Origin of the sequence: Vreelandella piezotolerans, assembly GCF_012427705.1 — a bacterium.
GTDB lineage: Bacteria > Pseudomonadota > Gammaproteobacteria > Pseudomonadales > Halomonadaceae > Vreelandella > Vreelandella piezotolerans.
This window is the reverse complement of sequence record NZ_CP048602.1, coordinates 2,546,216-2,559,742: the sequence shown is the minus strand read 5'-3', so window position 1 is coordinate 2,559,742 and position 13,527 is coordinate 2,546,216. Positions and strand designations below refer to the sequence as shown.

The window sequence follows — 13,527 nt, the reverse complement described above, 5'->3', positions numbered from 1 at the left end:
AAGGAGATAGCATGCGCAAGGAACGTTTGATCGTGCCTGTTCTCGCGACGATTGCCGTCGTGTGGATGGTCGCGCAACTGCTATCCAGCGTGCTTTTCGAGCGCAGTCTCCGTCAGGCGCTCGAAGATCTAGAGGCACGCGGCGAGTGGCGTGTTAGCCAGGTAGAGAATCGACAAGGATGGCTCACTTCTCGGGGGCGGCTGATTCTTTCGCCGCTGCTGGGACGCCCCTGGCGTCTAGAGCTCACCTACCGAGCACGACACGGGGTGTTGAGTACCGATGTCGAAGGCACGCTGCTGCCGCGCTTGGATAGCGTGCTACAAAAGGCGGTGGGTGAAGTCTCGGCACCGTCGGTCCCCCGTTGGCAGGGCCGCTATCAAACTTTGAGTGGTCATACCGAGCTGCGCTTGGCACTTGCTCCCTTCGTCATTCAGCAAAACGGGCGCGAGCTGGAGGTTCGCGGTGCCCGAGTACGCTTGGAAGGCGTGTTTGGGGATTGGCGCCTGCGTGGACTGCTCGATCAGCTCACCCTGACCGACGGCCTATCACAACTCACGCTGGGTCCCGCCACCTTGGAAAGTCGCTATACCTACATCGACGATGCCTACCACTTTGCCCAGCGTGACCATCTGCACATCGAGCAGCTAGCGTTGCATTACCCTGCCTACGACATCAACGTAGCGCCTCTGGATCTCCATAGTCACATGGAGCTGGATGAGAGCGAGCTTCGTCTAAAAGGCGAGCTGGTCGTCGGCGACGTGCATGTGCCGAGTGAAGCGCCTGACACCCCGCTCCTGAATGGTCGTATCGAGGCAGAACTCTCGCGTTTGAATGGGGATGCCGTTCGGCAAACGATTCGTCGACTGCGCCAAGAGGCCGCCTGGGGAGACACTAGCTTGCCCATGGCAGAAGGGTTATTGGCTCGCTTGGAGCCCGACCTGCGCCAAGTATTGAGTGACTCTCCGCGCCTCGATATCACCACCATCGCCTTGGACAGCCCGTTATTGGGGCTGCAAGTCAATGCCGAGGGGGCCCTGTTCTTCGATGCACGTCGCTTGGAAGAGCTGAGCGTAACGTCACTGGATAAGCCAGTCGAACGCGCTCGCTGGATCGAGCGCATCGATGGTGACTTCGTGTGGCACGATGCGCCTACCGTGGCAGCGCTCTGGCTGGGCTTGCCACTGGGCACCCGTGAACTGCAGTTCGACGTGATTCGAGGCGTATGGCGCGTCAACGGTCGACCCATGCCATCGTTGTGGCCGCCTAACGAGAGTTAGGTAAAACGCTTTTAGGGTTGAAGTTTTCCCACCCTGCCCACATTCCTTTCAACATACAAAGCGGCAACAGCCGCAGGCTACTGTTGATGGAGGGCGCATGAGCGACCAGGATTACGACCGCGATCAAGAACCCCTAGATTGGCTCACCGATGCTGAGTCACAGGAACAAGACGCTCAAGAGCAGAGCGCCCACGGCGAGGCCTACCGTTCGGACGGTGAGCGGGTAAGTTCGCTCGTGCCCGCCAGCGATATGTTGCCCGAGCGCATCTACTTGCTTCCGATTCATAACCGCCCCTTTTTCCCCGCCCAGGTGCAGCCCCTGGTCATCAACCGCGAACGCTGGGAAGAGACCATGCGTCGCGTTGGCAACACCCCGCACCATACCATTGGTGTCGCGTTCGTGGGTGAGCAGGGCGTCGACTCCCTGGATCACGACGGTTTTCCTGAGATTGGTACCGCCGTCAAGGTGCACAAGCTCAAAAGCGAAGATCAGCAAATCCAGTTCATTGCCCAAGGACTCCAGCGCTTTAAAATTCAGCGATGGCTCTCCAAAGAACCGCCGTACTTGGTGGAAGTCACCTACCCCAAAGAGCCGGTCAATGCCGAAGACGAAGAGACCCGTGCCTACGCCATGGCGATCATCAACGGCATCAAGGAACTGCTGCCGATCAATCCGCTCTACGGTGAGGAACTCAAACACTACCTGAACCGTTTCAGCCCCCACCAGCCAGGACCGCTGACCGACTTCGCTGCAGCCATTACGTCGGCCAAAGGCCCCGAGCTTCAGGATGTGTTGGCCACGCTGCCAGTGGCGGAGCGAATGCACAAAGTGCTGCCGCTGCTGCGCAAAGAGATCGATGTGGCTCAACTGCAAAGCGAGATCAGCGAGCAGGTCAACGCGCAGATGCAGGAGCGTCAGCGGGAGTTTTTCCTCCGCGAGCAGCTCAAGGTCATTCAGCGTGAGCTGGGCATCTCTAAAGACGATCGAGAGAACGATGTCGATACGTTCAGAAACCGCTTGGAAGCCCTGGTGGTGCCCGAGCGGGTGCAGGCGCGCATCGATGAGGAGTTGAACAAGCTCAGCGTGTTGGAAACCGGTTCCCCAGAATACGGCACCACGCGTAATTACCTCGACTGGCTGACCTCGTTGCCTTGGGGTGTCACCAGCCAGGACAAGCTGGATCTTGCCCATGCTCGTCAAATCCTCGACCGCGACCACGACGGCTTGAAAGATGTCAAAGAGCGCATCATCGAATTTCTGGCCGAAGGCACCTTCAAAGGTGATGTGGGCGGTTCTATCGTGCTGCTGGTTGGCCCGCCAGGGGTGGGGAAAACCTCCATTGGCCGCTCCATTGCCGAGGCGCTGGGTCGCGAGTTCTACCGCTTCTCCGTGGGCGGCATGCGCGATGAGGCCGAGATCAAAGGCCATCGTCGCACCTACGTAGGGGCGATGCCCGGCAAGTTGGTCCAGGCTTTCAAGGAGGTCGAGGTCGAGAACCCGGTCATCATGCTCGACGAAATCGACAAGCTGGGTCAGTCCTTCCAAGGCGACCCCGCGTCGGCCCTGCTCGAAGTCCTCGACCCTGAGCAGAACGTCGACTTTTTGGATCACTACCTCGACGTACGCATGGATCTGTCCAAGGTGCTCTTCGTATGCACGGCCAACACCCTGGATAGCATTCCTGGCCCGCTCCTGGACCGTATGGAGCAAATTCGTCTGTCGGGCTACATCGCCGAAGAGAAGCTGCAAATCGCCAAGCACCACCTTTGGCCGAAGCTGCTAAAACGCGACAACCTGCCGAAGAAACGTATCAACCTCAGCGATGCCGCTCTCAAGCAGGTCATCGAGGGGTATGCACGTGAAGCTGGCGTTCGCCAACTGGAAAAGCAGCTCCACCGTATCGTGCGCAAAGCGGCGGTGAAACTGCTGGAAGAGGATATCGAGACCGTCAAAATTTCGGTGAAGAACCTCGAAGAGTTTCTTGGTGCTCCGCTTTTCCGCAAAGAGAAAGTGCTCAAAGGCGAAGGCGTGGTGACGGGGCTTGCCTGGACCTCCATGGGCGGCGCGACGCTCCCCATCGAAGCGGGCAAAGTGCACTCGCTGGATCGCGGCTTCAAGCTGACAGGCAAATTGGGCGATGTCATGAAAGAGTCTGCCAACATTGCTTACAGCTACACACTGGGTCACTTGGCCGAGTATGGTGCGGATGCCGACTTCTTCGACTCGGCGTTCGTGCACTTGCACGTGCCTGAAGGCGCCACGCCAAAGGATGGCCCCTCTGCTGGCGTGACCATGACGACGGCGCTGCTATCATTGGCCAAACACCAGGCCATCGACCGGCCGCTGGCCATGACCGGGGAGCTGACGCTCACGGGGCAAGTGCTACCGGTAGGGGGCATTCGTGAAAAGGTCATCGCCGCGCGCCGAAGCGATATCTTCGAGGTGATTCTTCCTGAGGCCAACCGTCGTGATTACGAGGAGTTGCCCGACTATCTCAAAGAGGGCATGACCGTTCATTTTGCCAATCGCTATAGAGATGTCGCCAACGTGGTCTTCAAATAGCGATTGAGCCTGACTCTCTTTCTGTTCACGCCTGCGCCGCTCTGAAGAGAGCGGCGCTTTTTTATAGCTATTCACTGGTTAGGCGCCCGGTAAATTCGTGATAATAGTTCAAAATCAATTATTAAAAAAAACCTCTGGGGAGCTTCTATGCGCAATAACCAGCCCGTTACGCAACGTGAATACGTGCTCGACGAAGAGACGGTACTCATTTCACGCTCGGATTTGAAAGGGAACGTCACCTATGCCAACGCTGCTTTCGTAGAAGTCAGCGGCTATTCGAGAGATGAACTGCTGGGAGCACCGCACAACCTGATCCGTCACCCCGATATGCCCGAAGCGGCCTACGCCGATTTCTGGAAAACCATTCAAGCGGGCGGAACGTGGCAGGGAACGGTGAAAAACCGCCGCAAAAATGGCGATCACTATTGGGTCAACGCTACCGTCGCCCCCTTGCGAGACGGCGATCGCATCGTGGGCTATACCTCACTGCGCCGTAAAGCGTCGCCAAAGCGCATTGCCTTGGCCGAGCAGGTGTACGCCGACATACGTGAAAAGGGCAAGTCGCGCCGCTACACGCTACAACAAGGCGCATTGCAGCGCCGGGGGCTAGGTGGCATTGTCGCCCGCTTTCAATTCACCAGTCTCAAAGCCAAATTGATCGGGATGGTCGTGGCAGCCGTCGTGTTGCTAGGGCTATCGGGTGGGCTGGGTCTTTATGGCTTGAGCGTGTCTGGTGAGCGACTGGAAACCCTCAACCGTTCTGGATTGGAGTCCGTCGCCGATTTGCAGCTCATCGAGCGCCATATTGGACTGGCCGTCGAGGAGCTAGAGCCCGCCGTCAGAAACCCGCGTCGTGTCGATATGGAAACGGTATCGGCACAATTGGCGGCCAACACTCAAAGTGCCCAAACATTATGGGAGGCGTATCGCCAAACCAGCAGCGCGTCGTCAACGGTGCTACAGGGGTTCGATGAAGCGTTCGCCGCTTGGCGCGGCGGCGTGACGGGCGCCATCGAAGCGATCGATCAAGCCAACGGTTTTGCAGCGTTCGAGGCGCTCAATAGCGTGGTGCTGCCCGCAACGGCCAATATCCGAGAGCTCAACAGCCAGCTAGTGGACGACGAGCGTGCCGGTGCCGCCGATCTGGTGGAGGACGCACGACAAGGCCGTCAGCAGATGTTCATTGCTCAGTTAGTACTGCTGTTGATCGGTCTTTGCATACTGGTGGCGCTCAGCGTGTTCATTCTGAAGTCGGTCTTTCGCAGTTTGGCGGGGGCGCGCTATATGACGTTTCAAATCGCGGCCGGTAACCTGGCGGCCCGTGAGCGTCGCCAGAGTAACGATGAGCTGGGGGAGCTGCTCTACTCGTTGGATACGATGCGCTTCAGTCTCTCTAGTATCGTGGGCGACGTCGAAAACCGCGTGTCGGTCGTCACGCCTGCGATCCAACAAATTGCTGCCGAAAACGAGGAGCTTGCTTCGCGCACGGAGCAGCAAGCGTCGTCGCTGCAGCAAACCGCCTCGAGTATGGAGGAGATGACCTCCACCGTTCAGCAGAATAACGACAATGCGCGTCAAGCCACGGAGCTAGCCCAGCAAAATGCCGCCAGCACGCGGGATACTCGCCAACAAATGGAGCAGCTCGTCGAGCGCATGCAGCGCATTGCCAAAAGCGCCGAAAAAATGACCGAAATGATCGGCGTCATCGACAGCATTGCTTTCCAAACCAATATCCTGGCGCTCAACGCCTCGGTAGAGGCCGCCCGTGCGGGCGAACATGGCCGGGGCTTTGCCGTGGTCGCCAGTGAGGTACGCACCCTAGCCAGTCGTAGTGCCGATGCCGCCCAGGAAATTCGTAAAATGATCGATAGCACGACGCAAGAGGTGAGCGGCGGGCGTAGCGCTGTCGAGCAAGCCGAGAGCGCCATCGAGAACGTCGTGGCGCAGGTCAGCCGCGTCAGCGAGCTCATGGCCTCGATCAGTACGGCATCGAACGAACAGAGCAGCGGGATTGGCCAAATCAACGCCGCCATTGCCGAGATGGATAGCGTCACCCAGCAAAATGCCACTAAAGTGCAGTCGATTGCGGCCTCGGCAGACAACTTGGCACTGGAGGCCTTCGAGCTGGCCAACGTCGTCGATGCCTTCCGCCTGGAGGGCGCACAAGCCGAGAGTATCGGCGCTGCACGCGAAAAATTGGCACGTGCCCAAAGAGCCATCAAGCAGAACGTTCCAGGACTGCCTAGTGACGCGCCGTCGAAACACGCCCGTCGTCAAACACATTCGTACACACCGTCCCAAGACGAACAGGAGGAGTGGGATACGTTTTAAGGCGTTTCATGGGAAGCGCTGCGTTTAATCACCATTGATGATTCGCATGGTCGATCATTTGAATATGCCACCCGCCGGGTGGCATATTTTTTGCTGCGTTTTTGTGGATGGGCGTAGGTCCGAAAGTGGATCGACGCTCGATAACGGCTTGGTAAAAAGGACGTCGCTGGGTCACAGGCAAAACAGGCCTTTCATAAAAAAACAGTAGGGGTTCTTGATGAGCATATCCAGCCAAGCAGCATTCGAGCTCTCTGATGATCAGGTGTTGATTTCACGCTCTGACCGCCAGGGAACGATCACCTACGTGAACCAGACATTCGTCGATGTCAGTGGCTACGCGCAGACAGAGCTAATGGGGGAACCCCACAGCATCTTTCGTGATCCGGACATGCCTGCGATGGTTTTCAGCAATATGTGGGCGACCATCGAAAAGGGAAAAACGTGGCAAGGGGTCGTCAAAAATCGCTGTAAAAATGGCGACACGTATTGGGTACATACCACGGTAGCACCGTTACTCGATGGTCAACGAGTGGCAGGCTATACGGCGATTCGCCGTAAAGCCGGACAAAAAGCCATTGCCCGCGCCGCCAGGGCGTATAGCACTATGCAACAGGGCCGAAGCCGAGGGTTCAAGCTCCATCATGGTGCATTACGGCGCACCGGGGTGCGCGGATGGGTGCAGCGTTTTAGCTTCAGCAGTATGCAGGCCAAACTGATGGGGATGGTCATTGCCGCTATTGCGCTGCTGGCCGTGGCGGGGGCCGCCGGCGTGTATGGCATCACCAGCTCTGCTGACCGGCTGCGCACACTGAACCAAACCGGGCTCGAAGGGGTGGCCAATCTGCAGCAAATCGAGCAGGGTACCGCCCAGCTCTTGCAGGCGCTGGAGCCTGCCGTGCGTAACCCGCGACGTGCCGATCTGGATGTGCTCGAAGAGCAGTTGACCACACTCCAAGGTGATATCAACCAAACATGGCAGGGGTTCACCGCCCAGCGCACGGAAACCAGTGGCGTTCAGCAGGGGCTGACGGCGCATTTGACGACGTTCTTGAGCGGCGCTGACACGGCGTTCACCGCGATACGCGATGGCAATGGCTTTGCGGCGTTCGAGGCGTTCAACGATGTCGTGAAGCCGACCTCCGATAGCATTAGTGCCACCATCAATTTGCTGGTCGATAACGAGCGTGCCGCGGCTCAAACACTCATGGCCAATGCAGAGCGTCAGCAGCAATGGCTCTTGTGGGGGCAGTTGGGCGTCTTACTCTTCGGTATTTTGCTGATGGTAGGGCTCAGCGTGGCCGTGCTACGGTCGTTGATCAAGTCGCTCAATGAAGCACGTCGCGTCACGTTTCAAATTGCAGCAGGTAATTTGGCCAATCGGGTCACCCTCAAGCGAAACGATGAGCTTGGCGAGCTGCTGGCTTCTCTGGAAACCATGCGTGCCAGCCTCTCAGGATTGATTACCGAAGTCGGCAACAAAGTGGAGATCGTCACGCCCGCCTCGGAGCACATCCATCAGCAAAACGAGGAGTTGGCTTCACGCACCGAACAGCAGGCTTCGTCGCTGCAGCAAACGGCCTCCAGCATGGACCAAATGACCGCAACGGTGCAGCAAAATACCGAAAACGCGCGTCAAGCCAATCAACTGGCCATGCAAAATGCGACGACCAGCCGCGAAACGGGTGAGCGCATGCAGGCGTTGGTGGAGCGGATGGAGCGCATCGCGGCAAGCGCCGCTAAAATGAACGATATCATCACGGTCATCGATGGTATTGCTTTCCAGACCAACATCCTGGCCTTGAACGCCTCGGTCGAAGCCGCTAGGGCAGGTGAGCAGGGCCGAGGATTTGCTGTAGTCGCCAACGAGGTACGCAATTTAGCCGGGCGCAGTGCCGATGCGGCGGGCGAGATTCGCCGATTGATCGATACCTCCTCTCAAGAGATTGCCGGTGGCGCGGATGCCGTCAAAGAGGCCGAGCGATCTATCGAGCAGGTGGTCAACCAAGTGATGCGGGTAAGCGACATCATGGAAGAGATCAGTACCGCCTCGGACGAGCAGAGCAGCGGCATTGCTCAGATCAACACGGCGGTCTCTGAAATGGATCATGTCACCCAGCAGAACGCGACCAAAGTGCAGTCGATTTCCAGCGCCGCCCAGCGCTTGACCCACGAAGCGCTAGACCTAGCGAACGTCATTGCCGCCTTCCGGTTAGAGGGCGCGGAGGAGGAGAGCAGCGAGACAGCGCGGATGCGACTGTCTCAGCGTAACGATCCAGCTCCCGGCCTACCGTCGCAACATGCGGTACAAGCGCGCGCAGAGACGCTATCCACACCTGCGCCCAAGCGTCGAGAAACGGCCCCTGCCGAGGAGGAGTGGGAGACCTTTTAAGGAGGCATCAGCATCCCACGCGTTTGGTTGCCCTCTACATCTAGTCTAGGCGGTGCGCTCATGCCACAATCTAAGGCCGCTGGATTCAATTGCCTGCCGCCACGTATGCGGCAGGCCACGATAAAGATGTAGAGGACACCATGCCTGAGTACCGCTCCCGTACCACCACCGCTGGCCGCAATATGGCTGGCGCTCGTGCCCTTTGGCGTGCCACCGGTATGAAAGATGATGACTTTCATAAACCGATCATTGCCGTTGCTAACTCGTTTACCCAGTTCGTCCCAGGGCATGTGCACTTAAAAGACATGGGGCAGCTGGTGGCGCGCGAGATCGAAAAAGCGGGAGGCGTGGCCAAAGAGTTCAACACGATCGCCGTGGATGACGGGATCGCCATGGGCCACGATGGCATGCTCTACTCGCTGCCGAGCCGCGACATCATCGCTGATAGCGTCGAGTACATGTGTAACGCCCACTGTGCCGATGCGCTGGTGTGTATTTCCAACTGCGACAAGATCACCCCAGGCATGTTGATGGCCGCGATGCGTCTCAATATTCCGGTCATCTTTGTCTCCGGCGGCCCAATGGAAGCCGGTAAGACCAAGCTGCTGGATCACGGCCTCGACCTCGTCGATGCCATGGTCATGGCGGCCGACGACAGTGTCGACGACAAAACCCTCGCCGAAGTCGAGCGCAGTGCGTGCCCTACCTGCGGCAGCTGCTCGGGTATGTTCACCGCCAACTCCATGAACTGTCTCACCGAAGCGCTAGGGCTAGCGCTGCCGGGTAACGGTACCGTGCTGGCGACCCACGCTGACCGTCGTCGTTTGTTCGAGACTGCGGGGCATCGCATCGTCGAGTTGGCCAAACGCTATTACGAAGGTGAAGAGGCGCACCTGCTACCCCGCGCGATTGGTAGCAAAGCCGCTTTCAAGAACGCCATGACGCTGGACATCGCCATGGGCGGCTCGACCAACACCATCCTCCACCTGCTGGCCGCCGCCCAAGAAGCGGAAATCGACTTCACCATGGCGGATATCGACCGTCTTTCCCGGGAAGTGCCGCAGCTATGCAAGGTGGCCCCCAATACCCAGAAGTACCACATCGAAGACGTTCACCGTGCCGGGGGGATCATGGCCATCCTGGGTGAACTGGACCGCGCGGGCGTATTGGATACCTCGGTACCGACCGTCTATGGCGACAGCCTGAAAGCGGCGCTGGATGAGTGGGACATCATGCGCTCGCCAAGCCCAGAGGTGGTGGAGTTCTTTAAAGCAGGCCCCGGCGGCGTTCCCACGCAAACCGCGTTTTCGCAAAGCGCCCGCTGGCCGAGTCTGGACGGCGACCGTGCCACCGGCTGTATTCGCGACCTGGCGCATGCGTTCTCTCGCGAGGGCGGCTTGGCCGTTCTCTACGGCAACATCGCGCTGGATGGCTGCGTGGTGAAGACTGCTGGCGTCGACGACTCCATTCTGGTCTTCGAGGGCAAAGCCCACGTGGTGGAGTCGCAAGACCAAGCGGTGGCCAACGTCTTGGATGGCAAGGTGAAAGAGGGGGATGTGGTGGTTATCCGCTACGAAGGTCCCAAAGGGGGGCCGGGCATGCAGGAGATGCTCTATCCAACCTCTTACTTGAAATCGAAAGGCCTAGGCAAAGCCTGCGCGCTGCTCACCGATGGCCGCTTCTCTGGCGGCACCTCTGGGCTGTCGATTGGTCACGTTTCCCCAGAAGCAGCGGCGGGCGGCGCCATTGGCTTGGTCGAGCAGGGCGACACCATCTTGATCGACATTCCCAACCGCGCGATCAACGTGCAACTGAGCGATGCCGAGCTGGCCAAGCGCCGCGAGGCAATGGACGCCAAAGGTAAAGATGCCTGGAAGCCCGTCGAGCAGCGCCCGCGTAAGGTCACACCTGCGCTCAAAGCGTATGCGCTGCTCGCTACCTCTGCGGACAAAGGCGCGGTGCGCGATCTGTCCAAGCTAGATTAAGTGACACCACAGCCCGTCTCGTGCGGGCTGTTTTTTTGCCAGCCTGAACCGTCACATCGACTAAGGATTGTAATGAAGGCGATCATCAACGTTGGCCTCGTTGGCTATGGTTTTGCGAGCAAGACGTTCCACGCCCCGCTCATCCAAGCAACCGAAGGGATGGACTTAGTGGCCGTCTCATCGAGCGATGCGGCCAAAGTGCAGGCAGACCTGCCCAATGTAGAGGTAGAAAGCCAAGCGCTGGCGCTATGTAAGCGACCGGATATCGACCTGATCGTCATCCCCACGCCAAACGACACTCACTTCCCGTTGGCCAAAGCGGCGCTCTCTGCTGGAAAGCACGTGGTGGTCGATAAGCCCTTCACCGTCACGCTCTCCGAGGCCAAGCAGTTAAAAGCCCTGGGAATGGACAAAGAGCGGTTGATATCGGTGTTTCATAACCGCCGTTGGGATAGCGATTTCCTGACGCTCAAAGCGCTTTTGGAAAAAGGGACGCTGGGGCGGGTAACGGGGTTCGAGTCGCGCTTCGATCGCTTTCGCCCCGAAGTGCGTGATCGCTGGCGGGAAAAAGCCACCCCTGGCGGCGGTATTTGGTACGACCTAGGACCGCACCTCCTCGATCAAGCCTGCGAACTGTTTGGCATGCCCAGTGCCATTTTGCTCGAGCTAGGCGCACGCCGCGACGGTGCCAGGGCCGACGACGACTTTCTCGCTTTGCTGGAGTATGACGATCGACGTGTCAGCTTGAGTGCCGGTACGCTGGTGGCCGAGCCGACGCCGCGCTACCGCGTGCATGGCACGAAGGGGAGCTACATCAAATACGGCCTAGACCCGCAGGAAGATCGTCTGAAAGCCGGGGAGACGCCGTCAGCCGCTTGGGGCGCAGATGGCCCTGGCATACTCACGCTGCGCGAGGGAGAAGGCGAGGAGGCGCCACTGGTGCGCCACGATCATCCTTCGCTGCCAGGTGATTATCTCGCCTATTACCAAGGGGTGAGCGCGGCGATTCGTGATAAAGCGCCGCTTCCAGTGGATATTGATGACGCCCTTCGTAGCATGGCGCTTCTGGAAGCGGGCCTAGACAGCCACCGCCAGCGTCGCTGGATTCCGCTCAAGCATCATCTGTAATGCTCAACAGCCAGAACGCCCGGCGCGTTCTGGCTGTTGAACCAGGCGGTTAGAGCAAATCCATCTCACTACGGCGCTTCTCTTCGCGCAACTTATCCCGCGCAATATAGAGCGCTGCGATGGCGCGCGCTTCATGGAAGTCTTCGCGCATCAGTAGCGCGGGTAACTCTTCGATGGCATGGGTCTCGACGATCAGCGGCTCGGGCTCGTCGCCCGGTAAGCGCTTGGGGTAGAGGTCCGTCGCCATGAGAACCTGCATACGGTGGCGCATGTAGTTAGGTGCCAACGACAGCTCGACCAGCGGTTCGATGCGATGTGCACCGAAACCGCACTCTTCCATTAGCTCGCGATTCGCGGCGGTCACGATGTCTTCACCGTGGTCGACCAAGCCTTTGGGTAGCGTGAGCACGTAGTCCTCGAACCCTGCGGCATACTCCCGAATGAGTAACACATGCTCTGGGTCGGGCATGGCAATGATCATGACCGCGCCTCGATCAGCGCCGGTCAACCGCTCGAACTGTCGCTCCTCTCCGTTGGAGAAGCGTAAGTCCAGCGCTTCGATTTGGAACAAGCGGCTTTGCGCAACACGCTGGCGCCCCAGGATTTGCGGCTTGCGTGGGTAGCCGTTTGGCGTATCGCCGTGTGCTGTATCGTCGCGTGACATCCTGCCTCCGTGGCTGCAAAAAACGGGTTACGCTACAATAGCACGCTTACTCTTTCAGACTGGAGCGGCAATGATTGATTGGCGAGAGATCGATACCGTCCTGCTCGATATGGATGGCACGCTGCTGGACCTCCACTTCGACAGCCACTTTTGGCTCGAGCATCTGCCACGTCGCTACGTCGAGCTGCACCAGTTAGACCAAGCCAGTCAAGACGCGTTGAAAACCCGCATCATGGGGGAGCAGGGGACGCTGAACTGGTATAGCCTGGCGTACTGGAGCCGCGAGCTCGATGTCGACATCGTCGCGCTCAAGCGCGAAGTGCAACACTTGATTGGTCTGCGCAGCGATGCACACGATTTTTTGACGTGGCTAAAGCAGTCGCACCCCCGGGTCGTATTGGCGACCAACGCCGACCGCGCAAGCTTAGCGTTGAAACTCCCCCTCACGGGGTTGGAAAACTACCTGGACGCCATCATCTCATCGGAAGACGTGGGGGCAGCCAAAGAGGAGCAGGCGTTTTGGTTGGCTCTGCAAGAACGGGAGCCGTTCGATCCTGCTCGTACGCTCTTCATCGATGATAACCCCCGCGTTTTAGAGAGCGCTCGCGAGTTCGGTATCAAGCACCTGTTGGGTATCAAGCAGCCCGATAGTCAGCGCCCCGAAAAAGAGCTGCAGGAATTCATCGCTCTTGATCGATTTGCCCAACTGCTGCCAGCCGATCTGCCAGGGCAGCATCCACCCACCTGAGGAGAGCGTGAATGAGTGATAGCGTTCGCTTGGATAAGTGGCTATGGGCAGCGCGGTTTTTCAAAACCCGCGCCTTAGCCAAAAAAGCCATTGAAGGCGGAAAAGTTCACTACGATGGCGCCCGCGTCAAAACCAGCAAGAACGTCGAACTGGGCGCGCTGATCCGCGTTCCGCAGGGCTGGGATATTTTCGAAGTGGAGGTAACGGCGCTCTCGGATCAGCGTCGGGGTGCCCCCGAGGCGCGCAAACTCTATGCAGAAACCCAAGAGAGCGCGACGCGACGTGCCAAAGAAGCCGAGGCGCGGCGGCTGACCAATGAAGTCATGCAGCACCCCCTCAAGCGTCCTGACAAAAAGCAGCGGCGCGATATCCAGCGTTTTCAGCGTCAACAAGGGGAGTAAGCCGCGGCTGACTCCCAGTGCTCTCTTTTGACTCTCTCTTT

At 58.6% G+C, this 13,527-nt stretch carries 9 protein-coding genes; 8 read left to right on the top strand and 1 reads right to left on the bottom strand.

Annotation, left to right across the window (positions count from 1 at the left end):
- Positions 1-11 precede the first annotated feature (11 nt).
- From GYM47_RS11700 to GYM47_RS11675, 6 genes are all read left to right on the top strand, one after another.
- Positions 12-1,277 (top strand): DUF945 family protein, encoded by a 1,266-nt coding sequence (locus GYM47_RS11700; RefSeq protein WP_139526980.1) that lies wholly within the window; start codon positions 12-14, stop codon positions 1,275-1,277.
- A 97-nt stretch (positions 1,278-1,374) separates the two neighbouring features.
- Positions 1,375-3,840 carry an endopeptidase La gene (lon, locus tag GYM47_RS11695; RefSeq protein WP_153842740.1) on the top strand — a complete coding sequence of 822 codons (2,466 nt, stop codon included), beginning with the start codon at positions 1,375-1,377 and terminating at the stop codon, positions 3,838-3,840.
- A gap of 147 nt (positions 3,841-3,987) precedes the next feature.
- Positions 3,988-6,171, top strand: a complete 2,184-nt coding sequence (locus tag GYM47_RS11690; RefSeq protein WP_153842741.1) for a methyl-accepting chemotaxis protein — start codon at positions 3,988-3,990, stop codon at positions 6,169-6,171.
- 217 nt (positions 6,172-6,388) lie between these two features.
- Positions 6,389-8,560 (top strand): methyl-accepting chemotaxis protein, encoded by a 2,172-nt coding sequence (locus GYM47_RS11685; RefSeq protein WP_153842742.1) that lies wholly within the window; start codon positions 6,389-6,391, stop codon positions 8,558-8,560.
- Between the two features lie 140 nt (positions 8,561-8,700).
- Positions 8,701-10,545 carry a dihydroxy-acid dehydratase gene (gene ilvD / locus GYM47_RS11680; RefSeq protein WP_153842910.1) on the top strand — a complete coding sequence of 615 codons (1,845 nt, stop codon included), beginning with the start codon at positions 8,701-8,703 and terminating at the stop codon, positions 10,543-10,545.
- A gap of 72 nt (positions 10,546-10,617) precedes the next feature.
- The gene (locus GYM47_RS11675; RefSeq protein WP_153842743.1) at positions 10,618-11,673 is read left to right on the top strand and encodes an oxidoreductase; all 1,056 of its coding nucleotides are present in this window, start codon (positions 10,618-10,620) and stop codon (positions 11,671-11,673) included.
- Positions 11,674-11,722: 49 nt separating this feature from the next.
- Here the strand turns inward: GYM47_RS11675 and nudE are convergent, their stop codons facing one another.
- Positions 11,723-12,337, bottom strand: a complete 615-nt coding sequence (gene nudE, locus GYM47_RS11670) for an ADP compounds hydrolase NudE (protein ID WP_153842744.1) — start codon at positions 12,335-12,337, stop codon at positions 11,723-11,725.
- 70 nt (positions 12,338-12,407) lie between these two features.
- Between nudE and yrfG the strand changes: the two genes are divergently transcribed.
- Positions 12,408-13,085, top strand: a complete 678-nt coding sequence (gene yrfG / locus GYM47_RS11665) for a GMP/IMP nucleotidase (protein ID WP_139526987.1) — start codon at positions 12,408-12,410, stop codon at positions 13,083-13,085.
- 11 nt (positions 13,086-13,096) lie between these two features.
- Positions 13,097-13,486, top strand: coding sequence for a ribosome-associated heat shock protein Hsp15 (gene hslR / locus GYM47_RS11660; protein WP_139526988.1), 390 nt, complete (start codon positions 13,097-13,099; stop codon positions 13,484-13,486).
- Positions 13,487-13,527: the final 41 nt, after the last annotated feature.